This is a genomic window from Thermus caliditerrae, from assembly GCF_021462525.1.
Lineage (GTDB): Bacteria > Deinococcota > Deinococci > Deinococcales > Thermaceae > Thermus > Thermus caliditerrae.
The window spans coordinates 15,652-38,159 of sequence record NZ_JAKEDT010000012.1; the positions used below are offsets into that span (position 1 = coordinate 15,652).

The window sequence follows — 22,508 nt, forward strand, 5'->3', positions numbered from 1 at the left end:
TCACACCCTCTCGATTTGCCGTTCTCCCAAGAGGCCATAGGGCCGCACCAAGAGGACCAAAAGCACCACCAAGAAGGGCAGGGCTTCGGTGAAGCCAGGGAGTACGGTTTCCAGGTAGCGCTGGGAGAGGGCCTCGAGGATCCCTAAGATAAAGCCCGCCAGCAAAGCTCCCCCCACGGAGTCCAAGCCCCCCAGGATAGCCACGGGAAAGACCTTGAGCCCCAGGAAGACCAGGTTGGGACCCACCCCGCTGGCCACCGCCAAAAGCGCCCCGGCCAGGGTGGCGAGCAGGGCGGAAACCCCCCAGACCCCCGCCAGGATGCGGGCGGTGGGAATCCCTAGGGCCAGGGCGGCCACCTCCCTTTCGGAGATGGCCCGCACCAGGATGCCGTAGCGGCTTCTCCGGAGGAGCCAAAGAAGGCCAAGCCCCAGGGGCAGGGCCAGGAGCAGGTTCCACACGGCCCGGGAGGAGACGAAGATCTCCCCGGTCTGGAAGCCCAGGTTGGGCAGGCTCCCCGGAAGGTACTTCAGGTCCGGGCCCCAAACCAGCTGTGCTCCCCCGTCTAGGGTGGAGGCCAGCCCGATGGTGGCCATGATCACCGCCACCACGTTCCGCCCCAAAAGGGGCCGCACGAAACCCCTTTCCACAATAATCCCAAAGAGGAAAGCAGCGGGGAGGGCGGCCAGCATGGCCAGGGGCAAGGGCAGGAAGAGGGCGAAGGTGTAGGTGAGGTAGGCCCCCACCAGCAGGAACTCTCCAATGGCGAAGTTCACCACGCTGGTAGCCCGGTAGACGAGCACAAAGCCCAGGGCCAGCAGGCCGTAAAGGGCCCCGTTGGCCAGGCCCCCGATGAGGTAAGGCAGGAGGTCGGACATGGGTCTTCCTGGGGCCCGGGCCAGCTTGGCTGGCCCGGGCGGGGCATCGGCCTAAGCCAGCTTGATCCAGTCGGTGATGGCGTTAAAGCGCCCGTCCTTGACGCTTGCCCGGTAAAGCTTGGTGTAGGGCAGGCGGTGGTTGACGAACTGGTAGCTCCGCTGGAGCCCCAGGCCATTGTAGTCCCCGAGCTTCTCCAAGTACTCCACCACCCCCGCCCGGGTGAGCTTGCCTGCTCCCGCCGCCCGCCGCATGGCCTCGGCCACCGCCAGGGCCACCGCCAGGCTTCCCATGTAATAGGTGGGGCGGTAGGAGGTGTCCCGGCCCTTACGCTGACGGAACTTCCGCATCTCTTCCACCGCCGGCACCAGGGTGTCGTACCAGTAGGCGTTGTGGTAGGTGACGATGAAGCCCTCGGCGGTGGGGCCGGCCCGCTGGATGAGGGCCAGCTCCGCCGAGTAGTAGGTGCCCATGAACTGGGCCTGCAGGCCCTGCTCCCGGGCGGCCCGCAGGATGAGGGGTTCGGCGGAGAGGGCATAGCCCTGAAGGATGACGAAGTCAGGGTTCGCCCGGCGCAGGTTCAGCACCACGGGGGTAGCGTCGGTGAAGGCGGGTGGGGTGACCTCCTCGTGGACCACCTCCATACCCAAAGCCTTGGCCCGCTCCTTGACGTAGGGGATGGGGTCGCGTCCGAACTCGGTGTTGGAGTAGACCAGGGCGATCTTGGCCCGTCCCTTCTGGAGCCGGATCTGGCGCAGAAGGGCCTCCATCATATCGTTGTAGGTGGGCCCGAAAACAAAGATGGTGGGGTAGGTCTTGGGGTCGGCGAGCTCGTTGGCGAAGCTGGTGGCGGAGTAGGGCAGGCCCATGCGGGCGATCTCCGGGGCCAGGGCCTTGGAAAGGCCCGTGGAGTCTCCGTAGACGAAGAGGAGCTCGTCCGGCCGCTCCCGGGCGATCACCCGATTGAAGGCGGCGGTTCCTTTGGCCACGTCGTAGCCGGTGTCCTCCACGATGAGCTCCAGCTTTCGCCCGCTGATACCACCCTGGACTTCGTTCACGTAGTCCACCCCGTCCACAAACCCTTCCCGACCGGCGTTGCCTGCGAAGGCGAAGGGGCCGGTGAGGGGGAGGAGGACGGCCAACTTCACCGGTTTGGCTTGGGCGGTGGCGAAGTAGGGCATCCCTAAAGCCGCCAATGATCCTACTCCCAGCTTCCGCAAAAACTCCCTGCGCTTCATCGTGCGCCTCCTTTCCGGTTGTGCTCGGTGCAAAGATACCATGTTCTTCCTGCCTCGGCAAGTTGGGGAACCTCGGAGCCCAGGGCCGTGGGGGGAAAGCGGCCTTGTGGGGCGGGATAAGAACCTGCAGGGCGGTGCCGCACCCGATTTCCAACCGGTGAGTCAGACGCCATTCCATGGGCGCAAGGGGAGCTGTCTAGGGCCAGGCCTGCTGGGGGTCCTCGAGGGCCTAGCATGGAGGCATGCGCTGGCACGCCGTTTACCGCCGCTTTGTCCTGGGCCGCCACTACCGCTTCGCCCGCCAAGAACTGGTGCCCCACTTCTTTGACGCCCTCACTGCCTATGCCCTGGAGCTGGCCCGTCTTGGGGTGCCGCGAGCTTGGGAAGCGGCCAAGGCCTTGCAAGAGCTGCGCACCCTTCCCCTTCCCAGCTTTAGCGGGGAGGCAGAGGACGTTTTTTTCTCCATCCAGGCCCAGCTTTCCGAGCATTGGGGGGAAGAGGTGGCAGGGGCGGTGCGGCGCGGCCTTTCCCGCAACGACCTGGACCTCACCGCCTTCCGTGCCTACCTGAGGGACCGAACCCTGGCCTTGCTGGGGGATTTCTGGCGTTTGCGCCGTACCCTCTTACGGGTGGCCCAGGAGTATGCGGGGGTGCCCCTGGTGCTGAGGACCCACCATCGCCCGGCCCAGCCTTCCACCCTGGACCACTACCTCCTAGGGGTGGAGGGGCTCCTTTCCCGGGACTACGCCCGCCTCTCCCATGCCCTGGAGACCTTGGACCGCTGCCCTCTCGGGGCCAGCGCCCTAGCGGGTAGCCCCTATCCCGTAGACCGCTGGAGGCTCGCCGCGCTTTTGGGGTTTGCGGCGCCTTTGGAAAACACCCTGGACGCCGTGGCCTCGGGGGACTACGCCCTGGAGCTGGCCTCGGCCCTGGCGGGTCTGGGGGCAAGCCTTTCCCGCCTGCTCACCGACTTCCTCTTCTGGGCGGAGCGGGGAGCCTTCGTGGTGGGGGAACGCCTCGCCCAGGGTTCCAGCTTCATGCCGCAGAAGCGGAATCCCGTGGTGTTGGAGCACGCCCGCATCTATGCGGGCCATCTGGTGGGTGGGGTGGGGACCCTGGCCCTTTTGAACCACAACACCCCCTTTACCGACCTCAACGACCACTCCACCGGGGTGCTGGAGCCCTTGACGGCTCTTTTGGAAAGCGCCGAGGCGGCCTTGGAGCTCACCCGAGTGGCCCTGGAGGAAAGCCGCTTTGAGCCCGCCCTCCTCCTAGAGGAGCTTTCTCCGGAGGTCCTGGCCTCGGAGGCCGTGGACCTGTTGGTGCGCAAAGGGGTGCCCCTGGCGGAGGCCTACCGGCGGGTGCAGGGCGCCCTGCCTGGGGTTCGGCCCGAGCTCCTGGGGGTGGGGCGGGAGGAGCTTATCGCTTGGATGAGCCTGGAGGGTTTCTTCGCCCGCCGGGAGGTGCTGGGGGGCGTGGGGCCCAAGGCCCGTGAGGAAGCCCTGCGCCGGGCCAAGGCCGCCTTGCGGCAGAACAGGAAAGTCCTAGCCGCCTTGCGAGCCCGGGTGCGGCTGGCTCGCCGGAGGCTGCTGCAGGACCTCCAGGCGCCAGAAGGCCTGGAGGCTCCGCAGGAGGAGGGGCAGGTAGAAGGCGAGTAGTACGGCGAAGAGCCCGTGGGCGAAGGCTTGGAAGACGAGGCTGGGCAGGCCATCGGCCAGGGTTTTGGTGGCCAGGGTGAAGGCGGCCATGGGGAAGACCAGGCCCCAGAGCCCCGGTTGGAAGGCCAGCCGCACCCGGTGCAGGAGGTAGTTCTCCACCAGGAGAGCCAGGGCTAGGGTGAACCACCACCCCCCCAGGCCCCAAAGGGCGGCGCCCAGGAGGTGGAGGGCCTCGAGGCCCCCTGAATACAGGCCGGCTGCTTTAGCTCCCTGAAAGAGGTGCAGAGGGGCCAGGATGCCCACCCCCACCGGGGCTAGGCCAATGAAGAGGCTGGGCACCAGTTCTGGGGCCGGGCGCTCGTGGGCATAGAGCCGGGCGAAGAGGTTGGCCCCTACCCAGAGGAAGAGCACGAGCCCAAGCCCCAAAAACATGAGCATCCACGAAAAGGCTTCCCTGGCCAAGGGACCTATGAGGGGCAGGAGGGGGCCACCCGCCAGGGGCACCACGATGGCGGACACCGGCGGGATGAACCAGGTGCCGTTGGCGGCCTCAAAGGGCAGGCGCATGCGGGTGAAGACCAGGTAGCCCAGAAGCAGGCTGAAGAGGAGCACCAAAGGGGCCCCCAAGGCGAAGGCGGCCAGGGCCAGGCCCTTTAGGCCCGCCACCTTGAGGCTGGCCAGGGAGAAGAGGAGGAAGGCCAGGGGGAAGGTGGCGTACATCTGGGAGAGCAAGGGGTGGTGAAGCTCCTGCCACACCTGGCCGGGGTGGCGGAAGAGTTTGGCGAGGAAGAAGGCCAGGGTGAGGGCAAAAAAGAGACCTGCGAGGGCATACACCCCAAGCCCCAGGCTGGGTAAACCAAAGTGGGTTAGAACCAAAGCTACCCCGCTTCCCCCCATGATGGCGGCGAACCATGCGGGGTGGAAAAAACGCACGCTCATACCCCCCATGATGGGATACGGGGAGGGGGTAGGTCAATGGGCGCGGAAGTGGTCCACCGTGAGCCGGATGCCCTCGGCAAAACCCACCTCAGGCCGCCAGCCGTGGGCCAGGAGCTTGGCGGGGGAGAGGACGCTCCGCTCCAGGTCCCCGGGGCGAGGGGGAGCGGGGTTCACGGCGGGCGTTTTCCCTGCGGCTTCGGCCACGGCCTGGAGTACCTCCTGGGTGGTGTGCCCCTCCCCGGTGCCCACGTTGTATACCCCTTCCAGGGACTTGAGGGCCAGGTTATGGGCCCGCACCACGTCCTTCACAAAGATGTAGTCCCGCACGCACCCTTCGTCCCCCGGGGTTCTGCGGGCGTAGAGGGTGACGGGCTCTCCCTTCAGCACCCGCTCGGCGAAGATGGCCACCACCCCCGCCTCCCCGTGGGGGTCCTGCCGGGGGCCGTAGACGTTGGCGTAGCGGAGGGAAGCCCACTTGAGGCCGTAATTCTGGCCGTAGGCGGAAAGGTAGTGCTCGAAACCAGCCTTGCTGGCGGCGTAGGGGCTTTTGGGCCGGGGGGGCCAGGTTTCCTCCGCGGCCTCCCCTTCGGGCACCTCCCCGTAGATGGCTCCCCCGGTGGAGGCGAATACCAGTTTCTCTGCCCCCCACTTGCGCATGGCCTCGAGGAGGTTAAGGCCACCTAAGAGGTTCACCTCAAAGTCCAGGACGGGGTTTTCCACGCTCACCTTCACCGAGGCCTGGGCCGCCTGGTGGGAGACGTGGGTGGGGCGGAACTCGCGGAAGACCCTTTCCAGCCCCTCCCGGTCCCTGAGGTCCACCTTGTAGAAGTAGACCCCTTTGGGGACGTTTTCCCGCTTGCCCGTGGAGAGGTTGTCCAAGACGGCCACCTCCACGCCCTCTTCCAGGAGGCTTTCCACGATATGACTCCCGATGAACCCGGCACCGCCCGTGACCAGTACGCGCATAGGGCACCTCCAAAAAACCCGGGCCAGTTTACCCGAAACCGGCCCGGCAGGAAAGACTCCCTTACCCCAAGGGGGCTAGCCGATTTTGACTTCGGGCTCGTTGCCGGGGCGCCACTTGATGGTGCAACCGATGGCCGGGGCCTCTTTCAGCGGGGGCTCCTCTCCCCGCAACAGGGCCTCGAGGGCCGCCTCCAGGTCGTGGCTTTGCACCTGGTCGGGGAACTTGGGGTTGTCGTTCACTCGCCCGTGGTAGCGGAGGAGGCGCTTTTGGTCAAAGAGAAAAACCTCGGGGGTGCGCAGGGCCCGGTAGGCCTTGGCCACCTCCTGGGTTTCGTCCAGGAGGTAGGGGAAGAAGATGCCGTGCTCCTCGGCGAAGGCCACCATCTGCTCCGGGGCATCGTCCGGGTACTTCTCGTAGTCGTTGGGGTTGATGCCCACGAAGGCCACCCGGCCCCGGTACTTCTCCGCCAGGGCGACGATCTCCCGGATGGAGCCCTTCACGTAGGGGCAGTGGTTGCACATGAAGACCACGGCCAAAAGGGGCTCTTGGAACTGGGAAAGCCGGTACCGCCCGCCCCGGGGGTCGGGAAGCTCGGCGTCGATGAGGGGGCTTTCTAAGGGAAGCTCGGGATACTGGAGCATGGCCCCATGGTATCAACGCCGCGGCTTTCGGGACAATGGCCCTGGGCCTTTTCGGTTATCCTGGCCCTATGCGCGGGCTTTCCTCGGAAGAGGCCAGGCTTAGGCTCAAAGAGTATGGGCCTAATGCCCTCCCTGAAAAACCTCCCGAGCCTCTCTGGCGAAAGTTTCTGCGCCAATTCCAAAGTCCTCTCATCTACATTCTGCTTTTTGCCCTGGCGGTGGACCTGGTCTTGTGGGGTCTTGAGGGGGCACAGGGTCTACCCTTAGAGTCTTTGGCCATCTCGGCCATTCTCCTTCTGAACGCGGGGCTTGGCACCCTGCAGGAGAAGCGCTCCGAGGATGCCCTGCGCCGCCTGAAGGCTTTGGCGGAGCCCATGGCCTGGGTGCTCCGGGATGGGGAGTTTAGGCACATCCGGAGCCGGGAGATCGTCCCAGGGGATGTGGTGCGCCTCGAGGCCGGGGACCGGGTGCCTGCGGATGGCGTGCTGGTAGAGGCGGGCGGGGTCATGGTGGACGAAAGCTTGCTCACCGGGGAGAGCGTCCCCGTGGAGAAGGGGATGGGGGAGGAGGTCTATGCGGGCACCCTTCTCGTGCGGGGCCGGGCCCTCGTGGAGGTGACCCGCACGGGCCCCCAGAGCGCCATGGGCCGCATCGCGGGCCTGCTGGCAGGGATGGTGGAGGAAAAAACCCCATTGGAGCGGCGCCTTACCGCCTTCGGCCACCGGGTGGCCCGTTGGGTGATCCTCCTGGCCGCGGCCTTGGTGGTCCTCGGCTTCCTGGTGGAAGGGGTATCCGCGCAGGTGGTCCTCTTCGCCGTGGCCTTAGCGGTGGCCGCGGTGCCCGAGGGGCTTCCTGCCATCCTCACCCTGGCCCTGGCCCTGGGGGTGGAGCGCATGGCCCGGCGCAAGGCGGTGGTGCGCCGCCTGGCGGCGGTGGAGGCCCTGGGGAGCGTCACGGTGATCGCCACCGATAAGACCGGCACCCTCACGGAAAACCGCATGGAGGTGCGGGAGGTGGTGGGGCCAGACCCGGAAGGGGCCCTGCTCGCCATGGTCCTCTGCAACGACGCCGACCTGGACACGGGGGCGGGAGACCCCTTGGAGCTAGGCCTTTTGCGCTACGCCGCTCCCTATCTCGATGTGGCCCAGGTTAGGGCCAAGCACCCCCGGCTTTCCGAGCGCCCCTTCGACAGCGCCTGGAAGTTTATGCGGGTCGCCACCCCCAAGGGGAGCTTCCTCAAAGGGGCTCCCGAGGCCCTCATCCCCCGCCTGGCCCTTTCCCCGGAGGAAAAGGCCCGTCTCCTGGAGGAGGCCGAGGCCCACGCTCAAAGGGGTTTCCGCGTCCTGGCCCTGGCCTATGGCGAGGGGGAGCGGGAAGAGGGCCTGAGGTTTTTGGGCTTTGTCCTCCTCTTGGATCCTCCCCGCCCCGAGGTGCCGGAAGCGGTGCGGAGGGTCCAGGAGGCGGGGGTGAGGGTGGTGATGGTTACAGGGGACCACCCGGCCACCGCCCTGGCCATCGCCCGTCAGGTGGGCATCCCCGCCGAGGTGGTGGCCACCGGGGAGGAAATCGCCGAGCTTTCCGACGAGGAGCTTTTGGAGGTGGACGTCTTTGCCCGGGTCCGTCCCGAGGACAAGCTCCGCATCGTAGCGGCCCTGCAGAAGGCTGGAGAGGTGGTGGCCATGACCGGGGACGGGGTGAACGATGCCCCCGCCCTGAAGCGGGCGGACGTGGGCGTGGCCATGGGGCAAAGGGGTTCCGACGTGAGCCGCGAGGTGGCGGACTTGGTCCTCTTGGACGACAATTTCGCCACCATCGTGGCGGCCATCGAGGAGGGGCGCAACATCTACGAGAACATCCAGAAGTTCATCCGCTTCCTCTTCTCCACCAACCTTTCCGAGGTGTTGGTGGTGGCCATCGGTATGGTTTTCGCCGCCCTTTTGAACCTCAGGGACGCGGCTGGGCACTTGCTGCTTCCCTTGACCGCGGCGCAGATCCTTTGGATCAACCTGGTCACCGATGGTTTGCCCGCCTTGGCCCTGGCCCTGGACCAGAACCCCGGGGTGTTGCGCTCTCCCCCAAGGCCCAAGGAGGCTCCCCTTCTGGACCGGATTTCTCTCCGCTTCGTGCTCATCACCGGTTCGGTGAAAGCGGGGGTGGCCTTGGCCATTTTGGCGGTCTTCCCGGGGTGGCTGGGCCTCGAGGCGGCCCGCTCCGCCACCTTCCACTTCATGGCCATTGGCCAGCTCTTCTTCGCCTACGCCGCCCGGCACACCCACCTCATCCCCCTGCCCAATCCCTACCTGCACGGGGCCGTGGCCCTGGGCATTCTGGTGCAGCTTCTCTTGGGCCTTTTGGCGCCCCAGTTCGTGGAAGGGGTTGCCCTTCCCCTTTGGGGGTGGGGTGTCATACTGGGGTTGGCCCTTCTCGCTTGGCTGATGGCCGAGGGTGTGGATCGATGGCTTTGGCGAAAGGAGGCTAGACCATGAAAGCGAAGGACGCCATGACCAGCCCGGTGGTGGGTGTGCCCCTCGGGACCTCCTTGGAGGAGGTTGCCCGTCTCATGCTGGAGAAAAGGATCGGTAGCGTGCTGGTGCTGGACGAGGAGGGGCGCCTGGCGGGGATTGTCACGGAAAGCGACTTCCTCAAGGAACGGGGCATCCCGTTTTCCACGTTCCGCGCCCCTGTGCTTCTGGGGCGCTTTTTGGGAAGGGAAGGGTTGGACCACCTGCTGGAGGAGGCCAAGCGCACCAAGGTGGAGGAGATCATGAGCGCACCCGTTCATGCGGTGGGCCCGGAGGCGCCCCTGTCCCAGGTGCTGGAGATCATGCTGGAGTACGACATCAACCATGTGCCCGTGGTGGATGCCGAGGGAAGGCCTGTGGGCATCATCACCCGTTTTGACCTGTTGCGCCTCCTAAGGCCCCACCTATGACCCTTTGGGCTTTCCTGGGCGTAGCCTTGGTCATCCTCCTGGCGGGGCGCCAGGTGGCCTTTTACGGCGACGTGCTGGCGGGGAAGACGGGCTTGGGCCGCACCTTCATGGGGCTTTTCCTGGTGGGGGTCACCACCAGCCTGCCGGAGCTCTTCAACGTGACCAGCGCCGTGCTCCAGGACCTGCCGGAAATCGCGGTGGGCAACCTCTTGGGCGCCACCATGGTGAACTTCCTCCTGCTCACCCTGCTGGATGCCCTTCACCCTAGGCCCCTCACCGCCCGGGCTAGCCAAGAGCATGCCCTGAGCTTGGGGCTACTCATCGTACTCCTGGCCATTTTGGGGCTGGGCTTGGTCCTGGACCGGGGTAGCGGCCGGCTTGGGATGTTTACCCTGGCCTTGCTTCCCCTCTACCTCTTCGCCCTTTGGCTGTCCTTTCGCTACGCCAGGCGTTTTCCCCGCGACGAGCAGGTGGAGGCTGAGGCCTACGAGGGTTTCACCCTGGCGGGGGCCTTGGTGCGCTACCTGGTAGGGGCCTTGTTCCTGGTGGGGGCAGCGGTGCTCCTGCCCGGCCTAGCCGAGCGCTTGGCCCAGGAAACGGGCTTGGGGGAGGCTTGGGTGGGGACCTTTTTGGTGGCCCTGGTGACCACGCTCCCCGAGGCCACGGTGACCATGGCCGCCGCCCGCTTGGGGGCCGTGGACCTGGCCTTGGGTAATGCCCTGGGCAGCGGCATGTTCAACAGCTTCCTCTTCTTTTACGCCGACCTCTTGGCGCCGGGGCCCCTGGGGCGGGAGGTGGGGGAGGGCCACCTGGTCAGCGTTCTCATCCTTCTGGCCATGTCGGGGGCAGTGCTGGTGGGCCTGATGTACCAGAGCCTGCGCAAGCTCTGGGTATTAGCCTACGATTCCTGGGCGATTCTGGGGCTTTACCTGCTGGCCGCTTGGCTGTCGCTGGGCCGATAGGGGACCACCAGGATGGGCTTGGGGCTGCGGCGGACCACCTCTTGCGTTACGCTGCCCAGAAGGAGCGCGTCCAACCCCGTGCGCCCGTGGGAGGCCATGACCACCAGGTCGTGGTTTTCGGCCTCCCTGAGGATGACCTCCGCCGCCCGGCCCTCGAGGAGGTGGGCCTCAAAGGGCACGCCGAGTTCTTCCGCCAGGCGGGTGGCCCGGTCTAGGGCGGCCAGGCCCGCCTGGCGCGCGTCCTCCAGAAGCTCCTGGTAGTAGGGGAGGGTTTCCGGGCCCAGGAGGAGCCTGGGCCCCAAGGGCTCCAGGGCGTACAGGAAGGCCACCCTGGCTCCCAGGGCCTTGGCCAAGCGGAGGCCTTCCCGCACGCCACGTTCGGCAGCCTCGCTGCCGTCGGTGGGGAGGAGGAGGCTTTGGTACATGGCTCACCCCTCGATGACCACGGGAAGGATCACCGGGTCGCGGCCCGTGGCCTTTTTGAGGAACTTCTTCACCGGGTAGTAAATGTCGTCCCGGATGCGCTCCAAGGGCTTCTTCTCCCTCACGCCGTTTTGCAGGGCCTCGAGGGCCATGCGCTTCACTTCGCCGAGAAGCCTTTCCCCGGCCTTCACAAAGCCCCGGGACACCACCTCCACCACCGGGTCCCGGGCGGCTAGGGCGGTGATGACCACGAGGCCCTCCTCGGCCAGGTGCTGGCGGTCGGCCAGGATCTCCTCGGTGATGTCCCCCACCCCCAGCCCGTCCACGTAGAGCACCCCCGAGGGCACCTGCCCCGCCTTCTCGAAAGTGTCCCGGGTGAGGCGGTACACGGCTCCGTTCTCCCCGATGAGGGTCTTCTCCGGGGGGCGGCTCATGCTTTCCGCCAGCCATTTGAAGTTGGTCTGGTGGCGCACCTCCCCGTGCCAGGGGAGGAAGAACTTGGGCGTGGTCAGGTTCAGGATGAGTTTGAGCTCCTCCTGGGAGGCGTGGCCGGAGGCGTGCACCTTGTAGGTGGGGGGGTAGAGGACGTAGGCCCCCAGGGCGTAGAGGCGGTTGATGACCCGGTTCACCGCCTCCTCGTTGCCGGGGATGGGGCTACTGGAGAGGATCACCGTGTCGCCGGGCTTGATGGCCATCTTGGCGTGGCCCTCAAAGGCCAGGCGGGAGAGGACGGACATGGGCTGGCCCTGGCTTCCCGTGGCCAGGATCAGCACCTGGTGGTCGGGGAGGTCCTTCACCTCCTCCAGGGTGTAGAGGCGGTCTTTCGCTTTGAGGTAGCCGAGCTCTAAGGCGATGCGGCTGAACTTCAGCATGCTCCGCCCCTCCATGGCCACCTTGCGCCCGTACTTCTCCGCCGCCCAAATCACCGCTTGGATGCGGTGGATGTGGCTGGCAAAGGTGATGACGAAGACCCTTCCCGGGGCCCGGCCGATCACCCGGTCCAGCTCCTTGGCGATTTCCATTTCGCTAGGGGTGTAGCCCGGGCGCTCGGCGTTGGTGGAGTCGGCAATGAGGAGCAAGACCCCCTCCGCCCCTGCCTGGGCCACCTTGGCCAGATGGGAAACCTGCCCGTCAATGGGGGTAGGGTCCAGCTTGAAGTCCCCGGTGTGCACGATGGTGCCGATGGGGGTGCGGATGACCACCCCGGAGTTGTCGGGGATGGAGTGGGTCATGCGGAAGAGGTCCAGGGTGAAGTACCGCCCCACCTGGATGCGGTCATCGGGGGAGACCTCCTTTAAGTTGAAGCCGCTGGCCCTCAGGCCAAACTCTTCCAGCTTCGCCTTTAGGAGGCCCAGGGTGAGCTTGGCCCCGTAGATGGGTACCTGGGAGTCCTTGCCGAAGACCATGGGGAGGATGAAGGGAAGCCCCCCGATGTGGTCCTCGTGGCCGTGGGTGAGGACCCAGGCTTTGATGAGGTGACGGTTTTCCACCAGGTAGTCCACCCGGGGGATCAGGAGGTCCACCCCGGGCATCCCCTCCTCAGGGAAGGCTAACCCGCCGTCCAGAACGAAGATCTCATCCCGGAAGCGGAAGGCGGTGATGTTCTTGCCGATTTCCCCCATCCCTCCTAAGGGGATGATCTCCACGTGGTCCTGGGGGCTTCCCGCCTCGAGGGCCACACCCCCTTGGGGCTTGCGCCGCCGCCTCCTTCTGGGTTTGCGCTCTTGGTTTTCCATAAGCCTCCTATTTTCCCGGCCCAGCCGGGATGGGTGCTAGAGAAGACCTCCAGGGGCTAGCCGCGCCGCCTGGGGGGGATCTTGCCTTCCAGCTCGGGGCGGATCAGGTCGATCTTGCCCCGCTCGTCGATGCGGTGGACCTTGACCTTGATCACGTCCCCCACTTTGAGGTGGTCCTCCACCCGCTCCACCCGGCCGGGGGCGATCTGGCTGATGTGGAGGAGCCCTTCGGTGCCGGGGAAGAGGCTCACGAAGGCACCGAAGGGGGTGATCTTGGTGACGGTGCCCTCGTAGATCTCGCCCACCTTGGCCTCCATGGTGAGCTCCTCGATGCGCTTCTTGGCCTTTTGGGCCGCCTCCATATCGCTGGAGTAGATGCGCACCGTCCCGTCCTCCTCGATGTCCACCTCCACCCCAAGCTCCTCCAGCGCCCGCACGTTCTTGCCCCCTGGGCCAATCACGATGCCGATCTTCTCCACCGGCACCTTGAGGCTCAGGATACGCGGCGCGAAGGGCTTGAGCTCGGGGCGTGGGGCGGGAAGGACGCTTTCCATGAGGTCCAGGATCTTCATGCGGGCCTCACGGGCTTGCATGAGGGCCTCTTTAAGCACCTCCCGGGGAAGCCCACCCACCTTGTTGTCCATTTGCAAGGCGGTAACCCCCTGGCGCGTCCCCGCCACCTTGAAGTCCATGTCGCCTAAGGCGTCCTCCAGCCCTAGGATATCGGTGAGGATCACCGCCCGCTCCCCCTCCCACACCAGGCCCATGGCCACCCCGGCCACGGGGGCGCGGATGGGTACCCCGGCGTCCATGAGGGCCAGGCACCCGGCGCAGACCGTGGCCATGGAGCTACTGCCGTTGGACTCCAGCACATCCCCCACCACGCGGATGGTGTAGGGGAAGGCGTCTTCTGGAGGTAAGACCGCCTTCAAGGCCCGCTTGGCCAGGTTGCCATGGCCCACCTCCCGGCGGGAAACCCCCCTTAAGCGCTTGACCTCGCCGGTGGAGAAGGGAGGGAAGTTGTAGTGGACCAGGAACTTTTCCGTCTCGTCGATGCCCAGGTCGTCGATGATCTGTTCGTCCCGGCCCGTGCCCAGGGTGACGGTGCCCAGCACCTGGGTCTCCCCCCGGGTGAAGACGGCCGAGCCGTGGGTGCGGGGCAGGACATCCACCTCGATCCAGATGGGGCGGAGGTCCTTAGGGCTGCGGCCGTCTGCCCGCTTGCCTTCTTCCAGCACCAGCCGTCTCAGCTCCCGGCGCACGATCTCATCAAAGGCGCTCACGTAGAGGGGTTTCTTGCTCTCGTCCGGGGTGCCGTCTTCCAGCCTGGGTAGGGCCTCGAGGATCAGGGCTTCCGCGAAGGCCTCGAGGGCCCGGCTCCTTTCCCCTTTGCTGGCGGTCTGGAGCACGGCGGAAAGCCCCCGTTCCAGGGCCAGGCGGTAAAGGGCCTCCTTCTCCTCATCGGATAGGCTCTCGGGAGGCGTCCAGGCCATCTTGGGTTTGCCCAGGGCCCGGGCCATGGCCTCCTGCAGCTCCAGGATGGGCTGCATCTCCCGATGGGCGAACTCCAGGGCCTGGACCAGGGTCTCCTCGTCCACCTCCTGGGCTCCGGCCTCCACCATGAGGATGGCCTCCCGGCTTCCCGCCACCACCAGGTCTAGGGCGCTTTCCTCCAGCTCCTGCAGGGTGGGGTTCAGGACGAACTGCCCCCCAATGAGGCCCACCCGCACGGCCGCCACGGGGCCTTCCCAGGGAATGTCCGAGAGCATGAGGGCAGCGCTGGCCGCCGTAGGCCCCAGGATGTCCGGAGGGTTCTTCTGGTCGGCGGAGAGCACGGTGACGATCACCTGCACCTCGTGCCGGAACCCCTTGGGGAAGAGGGGACGGATGGGCCGGTCCGTCATGCGAGCGGAAAGGATGGCCTTCTCTCCAGGGCGTCCTTCCCGGCGCATGAAGCTCCCCGGTATCTTGCCCACGGCGTAGTGCCGCTCCTCGAACTCCACCGTGAGGGGGAGGAAGTCTGCCTCTATGGGCTCCTCCGAGGCTTGGGCCGTGGCCAAGACCACGGTGTCCCCGTAGCGAAGCAAGACGGCTCCAGAGGCTTGCTTGGCGTACTTACCGGTTTCCAGCACCAGGCGGCGGCCCGCCACCTGGGTTTCGTACCGCTGAGCTTGGGGGGTGTTGGGTGTGGCATCCGGCATGGCTGTCCTCAAACGAAAGGCGGAGCCCAAAGGCCCCGCCCCCGACCTAACGTCCAGTTTACTTCCTGAGGCCCAACTTCTCAACCAGGGCCCGGTAGCGCTCCGGGTCCTCCCGCTCCAGGTACCTTAGAAGCCTCCGCCGCTGCCCCACCAGCATCAGGAGGCCCCGGTGGGAGTGGAAATCGTGCTTGTGGACCTTCAGGTGCTCTGAGAGCCGGTTGATGCGCAGGGTGAGCAAAGCCACCTGCACCTCGGTGCTCCCCGTATCCCCCGGGAAGCGGGCAAACTCCTGGATGACCTTCTGCTTCTCTTCCTTAGTGATGGGCATTTTCTCCTCCGTCAGGGGGGAAGGCGCTTATGCCCCTTCCTCCTCAAAGCCCCGTGGGGCCTGAACCAGAATAGGCCCTTGGCCTCCTTCCGTCAAGCAGGAAAAGGGCCAGGGCCAAAAGGGCCAGGCCGGCACCCGCGCCGAAGGCCAGCCCAGGCCCGTAGGCTTGCCAAAGGGCTCCGAAGACCAGGCTGGCCGGGAGGAGCAAGACCCCCACCACCGTGTGGTAAAGGCCGATGGCGGTGGCCTTGGTGGCCTCGGGCACTAAGGTAGCCAGGTAGGCTCGGCTTGACCCCTCAAAGGCGGCGGAGTAAAGGGCGTAGAGGAGGAGCAGGGTTACTCCCCACAGGGCGTTTTGCGCTAGGGCGAAGCCCAGGTACACCAGGGCATAAAGGCTGAACCCCCAGGCCACCACGCGCCGCAACCCTACCCGGTCTGCCAGGCTGCCCAGGGGGTAGGAAAGGAGGGCATAGAGGAGGTTGTACCCGGTGTAGGCCAGGGTGACCTGCTCCTGGCTTAGGCCCAATTCCTTCAGGCGCAGGAGGAGGAAGGCGTTGGAGGAAAGGGCCAGGGCGAAGACCCCGGAGATGAGGAGAAAGCGTCGGTAGGAAGCGGGGAGGGCGCGGAGGTAGGCCGCCAGGCGCAAGGGGGGTAGCGGGGGCCTGGTTTCTTGGCGCTTGGCCTCTTTCACCCATAAAAGGGCCAAGAGGGCCAGAAAGGCGGGGACGGCCGAGGCCCAGAAGACCCCCCGGATGCCCAGGTGCGGCAGGAGGAGAAAAGCCAGGAAGGGGCCCACGGTGGCCCCCAGGGTGTCCAGGCCCCGGTGGAGGCCGTAGGCCCGCCCTAAGGCGCCCTTATCCACGCTTTCCGCCAAGAGGGCGTCCCGCGGCGCCGTGCGCAGCCCCTTGCCCGTGCGGTCCAGGAAGCGGTAGAGGAGCACGTGGACCGGGCTTTGGGCCAGGGCCAAGATGGGTCGTAAAAAGGCTGGAAGGCCGTAGCCCAGGAGGAGCAGGGGCTTTCTTCGGCCTACCCGGTCCGAAACCCTTCCTCCCACCACCTTAAAGAGGCTGGCCGTGGCCTCGGCGATGCCTTCTACCAGGCCCAGCACCCCAGCGCCTGCTCCCAGTCCGGTGAGGAAGAGGGGCAAAAGGGGATAAACCATCTCGCTGGCCACGTCCATGAGGAAACTGACCAAGCCCAGGAGGTACACTTGCGTGGGAAGCTTCATGGCCGATACCTCAGGTAAAGGAAAAGCAGGGGGGCTTCTGGAAGGACCATCAGCAGGGAAAGGGGGTCCAAAGGGGCTGGGGAAAGCAGGGCTGGCCCCAGGGGGGTGGCGAAGGGTAGGGGCAGGGTGCGGGTGAGGAGGAAGAGCAGGAGGAAAACGGTGGAAAGCCCCACCCCAAGGCGCCACACCAAGGGGGCGACGGGGGGTTCCCCCTTGGGGTACATGAAGCGCAGGGTGATCAGGACAAGGGCGTAGGTGACCTTTAGGGCCAGTAAAAGGAGGAAGAGCTGGCCGTAAAGGTAGTACTCGTTCACCAGACCGTGGCGGACAGCCTCCGCCTCGGAAACCCCCAGGGCGCTTCCGCAAAGCCCTTGTCCCAGCACCTGACCCAGGCCCAGCCCAAGGAACTGGAGAAAAAAGGGGAGAAGGGTCAGGCTCACCATCCAGCTCAGGGCAGAGGAGGTCACGAAGCCCACGGGCATAGCCTTGCGCCTCCGGAAAAAAAGGTCAAGGGCCAGGAGACCCTGGCCCTTGACCCCTCGAGGGCCTACCAGAGCCGCATGCCCGGCACGGGGTTCAGGTTGCTGAAAAGCTGCACCAGGGTGGGCCCGTAGGCCAGCACCACCAGGATCACCGCCACCAGGAACCAGAAGCCGATGCGGTCCATGGCGGCAACCAAGGGCCGGTCCTCAGGGCCGGAGATGACCTCGGCAAAGGGCACGGGGGTCTCGGCCAGCTCGGGCTTGCGCTCCCGTCCCAGCAAGACGCTGAAGAGGCCGTAGATGAAGAGGAGCAGCGCCACGAGCAAGATGACCCCCGCAATGATGTTCAGGACCATGGGGATGGCGCTATGGGTGTAGGCGTCAGGCACCTGAGCGATGTAGGCCCGCCTGGGCACGTTGAGAAGGCCCTGCCAGTGGAGACCGATGGCCATGACCAGCATGCCGATGAACCAGAGCCAGACCACCGCCAGCCCAAGCCGCCGCTGGGCATCGGAGATGGGCTTGCCCGTGAGGTTAGGGATGAGCCACCACAAGGAGCCCATACCGGTAAGGGTAACTAGGCTCGCTACCTGGAGGTGGAAGTGGCCGGGGATCCAGGTGGTGTTGTGCACCACGTAGTCCAGGGTGAAGCTGGCGTTCACCAAGCCTCCGGCCCCCCCAGGGATGAAGCCGATCAACCCCAGGACCGGGGCTACGAAGGCGGGGTTATCCCAAGGCAAGGCCTTGATCCAGCCCAAAAGCCCCCTCCCGCCCCGCAAGCGCCCGGCGAACTCCAGGCTGGCGGCGACGGTGAAGGCGGTCATAAGGCTGGGGACCGCCACGAACATGGTGAGGATGGAGTGGATCATCTTCCAGGTGGGGTCGATGCCGGGGTCGGCAAACTGGTGATGGAACCCCACCGGGGTGGAGAGGACGAGGAAGAGGAGGAAGGCCAACCGGGCCATGGGGTCGGAAACCAGCTTCCCCCCGGCCTGCTTGGGCAACACGGTGTAGATGATGGCGTAAGCAGGCATGAGCCAGAAGTACACGATGGGGTGCCCCGTCCACCAGAAGAGGGTGCGGGCGATGAGCGGGTCTACCCCTTTGATGAGTCCGAAGGACCAGGGCAGGAGGAAGAGCACCGCTTCCAGCACCAGCCCGATGGAGGCGATGAACCACATGAGCCAGAAGACCACGGCCATGTAGGTGACCAAGGGGGTCACCTTACCCGGGTTCTGGGCCTTCCAACGCCGCCAGAGGTCCAGCACGATGTAAATGCTCACCCAAGTGGACAAGACGAAGATGCTGGCCCCCAGGTAGAAGGCCCAGTGCCCCTGGAGAGGGGGGTAGAAGGTGTAAAGGACCGTGGCCTCGTTGGCGAGAAGGGGCAAGGCAGCCATCACCAAGCCGATGAAGGCCATCCACCAGGAGAGCCACATCAGGCTCATGTTGGGCCTTAGGTTCAGTTCCCGGGCGGGAAGGTACACCATGATGGCCTGGGCAAAGAGCTGGGTGAAGACGATGGCGTTGAGAACGCCGTGGAGGGTCAGGCCCTGGTAGTAGGACTGGACGAAGGGCAGCAGGCGCTTAAGCAGGGGATAAGCGTCTACGTTGCCGTAGTTCAGGGCCTGGAAGGGGCCAAAGAGGCTCCCGATGATCACGGCGATGAAGCCCAGCACCAGGAAGTAGAGGGTGGCCTTCTTCTCCGGGTAGGCTTCGTAGACACGAGTGATATTCGTTGCGCGCACCGCCATGGCTCACTCCTTCACCACGACCTTGCCGAACATGTTCTGGTGGCCGATGCCGCAGTACTGGTTGCAGATGATCCGATACTCGCCCGCCTTCTTGAAGGTATAGCGCACGGTGGACACCTCACCGGGGAGGACTTCCACGTTGATGTTGGTGCCTTCCACGTGGAAGCCGTGGATCACGTCGGGGCTGGTGATCTTGAAGATGATTTCCGCCCCCTTGGGGACTTCTATGGGGTTGGGCTGATACCCGAAGGCAAAGGCCAAGACGTGCGCCGTGTACTGGTTGGGCCCGGTCTGCACCACAGCCTGTGTTGGGTCAGCCCAGGGGCCCTCGGCGCGCACCTTGGTGGGGTCCACGCGTTCCAGTTGCCCTGCAGGGATCACCCCGGCGCTATGGGTGGCCAAGGTGTAGGCGATCAGGGCGATGAAGACCAAGAGCATTACCAAGGAAAACGCCAGCCAGCCCTTCTCGTAAGCCAGGATCGCCTTGTGGGCCTTGTGCTCGTCCACCATACCTTACCCCCTTGCGAAGAAGACGGCGTATACCCCCAACCAAAAGACAAGGATGCTGAGGGTAAGAACCACGATTACTCCCATGGCGCCGACAGGCTTTTCTTCCATACCCTTCCTCCCTTACGGCGGCTTGCCGTATACGGGGCTTATGTTAGCGAAAGGCCTGGAAAAGCGTGAAGTACATTTGTCCCTTCCTTTAGTTGGGGGCCTCTTAGGGCTTGGAAAAACCCCCATACCCATGGGGGTATGGGGGTGGCGGAACCGGAGACCTTGGGTTCAGGCGTTGCTGCCCACCCTGGCCAGCACCAGGCGGCTTACCTCCTTCAAGGTTTCAAAGACCCCCCGGCCCTCTGTGGCCACGGCTTCGAACACAGGAAAGCGCCCCTCCGGGTCCACCACTGCCTGGACCATGTCCACGGGGAGGGCGTCGGGCAGATCCCGTTTGTTCACCTGGAGCACCACGGGGATGTCTTCCACTTTAAGGCCATACTCAGCCAGGTTCTCCCGCATGTTGCGCATGCTCTCGGCGTTAGCCCGTAGGCGGTTGGGAGCGGAGTCGGCCACGAAGACAATGCCGTCCACGCCCCGAAGGATCAGCTTGCGGCTGGCGTTGTAGAAGACCTGCCCCGGTACGGTGTAGAGATGGAAGCGGGTTTTGAATCCCTTGACCTCTCCCAGATCCAGGGGCAAGAAGTCAAAGAAAAGGGTGCGCTCGTCCTCCGTGGCCAAGGAAACCATCTCGCCCTTGCGGCCCTCGGGGATTTTGCCGTAGATCCACTTCAGGTTGGTGGTCTTCCCAGATAGCCCAGGGCCGTAGTAGACGATCTTGAAGTTGATCTCGCGGTTGGCGAAGTTGATGGTGCTCATGCTAGTTGCCGAAGAGTTCGTCCAAGAGGGCTTTGGCCTCCTCGCGGTACTGGGTGTCCAGGTTGAGCTTTGGCGGGTTGGCGATGGCTTCCTCGGCCAGCTGGGTCAGGGCCTCCGCCGCCCGCTTGCCGTACAGCTTCACCTTGCCTAGGGGTGCGTTTTCGTCAAAGACGAGAAGCAAAAGGGCGTGGTCGCCCGCCTCGTCCACATAAAGGCCCATGCGCTCTCCCTGGTGGACCACCTCCTGGAAGCGAACCTCTCCCAGGAGCTTGGCCAGGGCCTGGGTGGCGGCGGCGTTGCCCGCCACCAGGGTGGCCAGGGAGTCCAGGGGCGGGGGCTTGGGGGCCCAGAGGGCCTCTTTATGGGCCAGAACGAAGCCCTTGCGGTCGATCAGCAAGGCGTAGCGGGCCCCGGTTTCCCGGAGGGTTTCGTCTAGGATACCGAGGGCCCGGTCGTAAAGCGCCCCATAGAGGACCAAGGAGGGTTCCACCATAGTATGCTCAGTCTACCATGCGCCCTTTTCTGGAGGAGGCCAAGGCCGTTTTGGCGGAGCTGGTGGCGCTACCCACGGTGAGCGCGGAGGGGAGGGCCCTCGAGGAGGGTGCGGCCAAGGTGGCCGAGCTCTTGGAGGGCTTGGGGCTCAGGGCCGAGCTCCACGGGGGCTACGGCCCCAAGGTGGTGTACGCGGAAGGGGGCGAGGGGGAGAAAGCCCTTCTCTTTTACAACCACTACGATGTCCAGCCCCCAGACCCTTTGGCGCTATGGGAGAGCGACCCCTTTACCCTCACCGAGCGGGATGGGGCCTGGTACGGGCGGGGCACCCACGACGACAAGGGGGAGTTGGTGGCCCGGCTCGTGGCCCTCAGGCTTTTCCGGGAACGGCATGGCTTCCTTCCCTGGGTGAAGTTCGTGGTAGAGGGAGAGGAGGAGGTGGGGAGCCCTCACCTGGCGGACTACGTCAGGGACAAAAAGGACCTCCTGAAGTCCGAGGCTATCGTCTGGGAGGCAGGAGGGGTGGACGCTAAGGGCCGTCCCTACCTGTATGCAGGGCTCAAGGGCATCGTGGCCCTGGAGCTTAGGGTGCACACCGCGGCTTTTGACCTCCACTCCTCCTACGGCGCGGTGGTGGAGAACCCGATCTACCGCCTGAGCCAGGCCATCGCCAGCCTTAGGGATGAGGAAGGGAGGGTCCTCATCCCGGGGTTTTACGACCGGGTCCGGCCCCTCTCGCCCACGGAGATGGAGGTGCTGGCGGAGATTCCCGATGAATCAGAAGCGCTAAGGGGGGCTTTCGGCGTGCGGGACTTCCTGGGCGGGGCCAGGAACCTGGAGTTCAACCAGCGCCTTTATGCGGAGCCCTGCGTCAACATCAACGGCTTTCACTCCGGTTATGGGGGCCCAGGCTCCAAGACGGTACTCCCAGCGGAAGCTTTCGCCAAGCTGGACTTTCGCTTGGTGCCGGACCAGGATCCGGAGGAGATCCCAGGGCTTCTTAAGCGGCACCTCGAGGCCCAGGGCTTCCACGACGTGGAAGTGGTGGTCTTGGAAAAGGGGGAACACCCCGCCCGCTCGGACCTCACCCACCCCTTCGTGGGTCTGGCGAGGCGGGCCTTGGAGGAGGCCTTCGGCCAGAAGGCGGTGGTGTACCCCAACATGGCGGGCTCCGGCCCCATGCACCCCTTCCTCCACCACCTGAAGGCCCCGGCGGTGGGCCTGGGGGTGGGGTACCCGGGGAGCCGGGTGCATAGCCCCAACGAGCACATCCGCATCCAGGACTTTGAACGGGGCACCCTGGCCCTCCTCAGGCTCTTGGAGCTCTACTTCCTGGGCCGCTAGACCCGGCATCTGCTAGGCTTTTGGGGTATGCGCCTAGTCTTTGGTGAGCGCGATACCCCTTACCAAGAGGCCCGGGTGGTGGTCCTGCCCGTGCCCTACGACCTATCCCTTTCCTTCTTGCCGGGGGCCCGGCGGGGCCCTGAGGCCATCCTTCTGGCCAGCCGGGAGCTGGAGCCTTTTCTCCTGGAGCTCGGGGTGGCTCCGGAGGAGGTGGGGATCCACGCGGCGGAGCCGGTGCCCTGGGTGGCGGGAAGCGCTGAGGAAAGCCACGCTTTGATCCGGGAAGCCGCCCTCACCCATCTTCGGGCGGGCAAGTTCCTGGTGGCTCTGGGGGGGGACCATTCCATCACCCACCCCCTGGTCCAGGCCCACCGGGAGGCCTTGGGGGAGTTCTCCCTCCTGCATATCGACGCCCACGCCGATCTCTACCCGGAGTGGCAGGGCTCGGTGTACTCCCACGCCTCCCCCTTCTATCGGCTCTTGCAGGAGGGCTTTCCCCTGGTGCAGGTGGGCCTCCGGGCCATGGACCGGGAGTCCTTGGAGCTGGCGCGGGAGCGGGGGGTGGGCCTTTTTTCCGCCCACCGGCTTCACCGGGAGGGGCTACCTTTGAGGGAAATCCTCGAGGCCCTAGGGGAGCGGGTCTACATCAGCTTTGACTTTGACGCCCTGGACCCCTCGGTGATGCCCAGCGTGGGCACGCCCCTCCCCGGGGGCCTCACCTACCGCCAGGCGGTGGACCTCCTGGAGGCCGTCTTCCGGGAGAAGGAGGTGGTGGGGATGGACTTCGTGGAGCTTTCCCCCAACGGGCAGTTCCACGCGGAGATGACCGCGGCCCAGCTGGTCTACCACGCCATCGGCCTGAAGGGCCTCCAGGCAGGGTGGCTCGTGGCCAGGGGCCTGTAGGCTACATTTCCTTCGCTCGCTTGCCCGTA

General features: G+C 65.5%; 22 protein-coding genes. 6 read left to right on the plus strand and 16 right to left on the minus strand.

Annotation, left to right across the window (positions count from 1 at the left end; translation table 11 throughout):
• Positions 1–876 (minus strand): branched-chain amino acid ABC transporter permease, encoded by an 876-nt coding sequence (locus L1088_RS07580; RefSeq protein WP_234554397.1) that lies wholly within the window; start codon positions 874–876, stop codon positions 1–3.
• Between the two features lie 51 nt (positions 877–927).
• Positions 928–2,112 carry an ABC transporter substrate-binding protein gene (locus L1088_RS07585; RefSeq protein ID WP_234554398.1) on the minus strand — a complete coding sequence of 395 codons (1,185 nt, stop codon included), beginning with the start codon at positions 2,110–2,112 and terminating at the stop codon, positions 928–930.
• Positions 2,113–2,354: 242 nt separating this feature from the next.
• On the opposite strand from L1088_RS07585, the gene L1088_RS07590 reads away from it, so the two are divergent.
• Entirely contained in the window at positions 2,355–3,770 is a 1,416-nt protein-coding gene (locus L1088_RS07590) for a lyase family protein (RefSeq protein ID WP_234554399.1), read from the plus strand.
• On the opposite strand, the gene L1088_RS07595 is transcribed toward L1088_RS07590, so the two are convergent.
• From L1088_RS07595 to L1088_RS07605, 3 genes are all read right to left on the minus strand, one after another.
• Positions 3,657–4,709: an SLAC1 family transporter gene (locus tag L1088_RS07595; RefSeq protein ID WP_234554400.1), complete on the minus strand. Its 1,053-nt coding sequence runs from the start codon at positions 4,707–4,709 to the stop codon at positions 3,657–3,659. The genes L1088_RS07590 and L1088_RS07595 overlap by 114 nt on opposite strands.
• 33 nt (positions 4,710–4,742) lie before the next feature.
• Positions 4,743–5,675, minus strand: a complete 933-nt coding sequence (locus L1088_RS07600) for an NAD-dependent epimerase/dehydratase family protein (RefSeq protein ID WP_234554401.1) — start codon at positions 5,673–5,675, stop codon at positions 4,743–4,745.
• Positions 5,676–5,750: 75 nt separating this feature from the next.
• Positions 5,751–6,317, minus strand: a complete 567-nt coding sequence (locus tag L1088_RS07605; protein ID WP_234554402.1) for a thioredoxin family protein — start codon at positions 6,315–6,317, stop codon at positions 5,751–5,753.
• Positions 6,318–6,385: 68 nt separating this feature from the next.
• On the opposite strand from L1088_RS07605, the gene L1088_RS07610 reads away from it, so the two are divergent.
• From L1088_RS07610 to L1088_RS07620, 3 genes are read left to right on the plus strand one after another with little or no spacing between them, the layout of a single operon-like run.
• Entirely contained in the window at positions 6,386–8,803 is a 2,418-nt protein-coding gene (locus L1088_RS07610; RefSeq protein ID WP_234554403.1) for a cation-translocating P-type ATPase, read from the plus strand.
• Positions 8,800–9,249 carry a CBS domain-containing protein gene (locus L1088_RS07615; protein ID WP_234554404.1) on the plus strand — a complete coding sequence of 150 codons (450 nt, stop codon included), beginning with the start codon at positions 8,800–8,802 and terminating at the stop codon, positions 9,247–9,249. Before L1088_RS07610 ends, L1088_RS07615 begins: the two co-directional genes overlap by 4 nt.
• Positions 9,246–10,211, plus strand: coding sequence for a sodium:calcium antiporter (locus L1088_RS07620; RefSeq protein ID WP_234554405.1), 966 nt, complete (start codon positions 9,246–9,248; stop codon positions 10,209–10,211). The genes L1088_RS07615 and L1088_RS07620 overlap by 4 nt, the downstream gene beginning before the upstream one ends.
• Here the strand turns inward: L1088_RS07620 and L1088_RS07625 are convergent.
• From L1088_RS07625 to mglB, 11 genes are all read right to left on the minus strand, one after another.
• Complete coding sequence (locus L1088_RS07625; protein ID WP_038046208.1) at positions 10,175–10,636, minus strand: universal stress protein; 462 nt, start codon at positions 10,634–10,636, stop codon at positions 10,175–10,177. The two genes, L1088_RS07620 and L1088_RS07625, sit on opposite strands and share 37 nt — an antisense overlap.
• Before the next feature lie 3 nt (positions 10,637–10,639).
• On the minus strand, positions 10,640–12,370 hold the full coding sequence (locus tag L1088_RS07630; RefSeq protein ID WP_234554406.1) for a ribonuclease J: 1,731 nt from the start codon (positions 12,368–12,370) through the stop codon (positions 10,640–10,642).
• A gap of 56 nt (positions 12,371–12,426) precedes the next feature.
• Positions 12,427–14,571 (minus strand): polyribonucleotide nucleotidyltransferase, encoded by a 2,145-nt coding sequence (pnp, locus tag L1088_RS07635; protein ID WP_234554407.1) that lies wholly within the window; start codon positions 14,569–14,571, stop codon positions 12,427–12,429.
• Positions 14,572–14,629: 58 nt separating this feature from the next.
• Entirely contained in the window at positions 14,630–14,899 is a 270-nt protein-coding gene (rpsO, locus tag L1088_RS07640; protein ID WP_234554408.1) for a 30S ribosomal protein S15, read from the minus strand.
• 43 nt (positions 14,900–14,942) lie between these two features.
• Positions 14,943–16,127, minus strand: coding sequence for an MFS transporter (locus L1088_RS07645; RefSeq protein ID WP_234554409.1), 1,185 nt, complete (start codon positions 16,125–16,127; stop codon positions 14,943–14,945).
• A complete protein-coding gene (locus L1088_RS07650) occupies positions 16,124–16,609 on the minus strand; it encodes a hypothetical protein (protein WP_234554410.1) in 486 nt (161 codons plus the stop codon). Before L1088_RS07650 ends, L1088_RS07645 begins: the two co-directional genes overlap by 4 nt.
• Positions 16,610–16,674: 65 nt before the next feature.
• Positions 16,675–18,363: a b(o/a)3-type cytochrome-c oxidase subunit 1 gene (locus L1088_RS07655; protein ID WP_234554411.1), complete on the minus strand. Its 1,689-nt coding sequence runs from the start codon at positions 18,361–18,363 to the stop codon at positions 16,675–16,677.
• A gap of 3 nt (positions 18,364–18,366) precedes the next feature.
• Entirely contained in the window at positions 18,367–18,873 is a 507-nt protein-coding gene (locus L1088_RS07660) for a cupredoxin domain-containing protein (protein ID WP_234554412.1), read from the minus strand.
• Between the two features lie 3 nt (positions 18,874–18,876).
• A complete protein-coding gene (locus L1088_RS07665) occupies positions 18,877–18,981 on the minus strand; it encodes a cytochrome c oxidase subunit 2A (RefSeq protein WP_038046221.1) in 105 nt (34 codons plus the stop codon).
• Positions 18,982–19,149: 168 nt separating this feature from the next.
• The gene (gene mglA, locus L1088_RS07670) at positions 19,150–19,740 is read right to left on the minus strand and encodes a GTPase MglA (protein WP_038046224.1); all 591 of its coding nucleotides are present in this window, start codon (positions 19,738–19,740) and stop codon (positions 19,150–19,152) included.
• Position 19,741: 1 nt separating this feature from the next.
• The gene (gene mglB / locus L1088_RS07675; RefSeq protein ID WP_234554413.1) at positions 19,742–20,233 is read right to left on the minus strand and encodes a GTPase-activating protein MglB; all 492 of its coding nucleotides are present in this window, start codon (positions 20,231–20,233) and stop codon (positions 19,742–19,744) included.
• A gap of 17 nt (positions 20,234–20,250) precedes the next feature.
• Between mglB and L1088_RS07680 the strand changes: the two genes are divergently transcribed.
• Together L1088_RS07680 and speB are read left to right on the plus strand one after the other, a co-directional pair.
• A complete protein-coding gene (locus L1088_RS07680) occupies positions 20,251–21,576 on the plus strand; it encodes a M20/M25/M40 family metallo-hydrolase (protein ID WP_234554414.1) in 1,326 nt (441 codons plus the stop codon).
• 27 nt (positions 21,577–21,603) lie between these two features.
• Positions 21,604–22,479: an agmatinase gene (gene speB / locus L1088_RS07685; protein WP_234554415.1), complete on the plus strand. Its 876-nt coding sequence runs from the start codon at positions 21,604–21,606 to the stop codon at positions 22,477–22,479.
• The last annotated feature ends 29 nt before the right edge of the window (positions 22,480–22,508 follow it).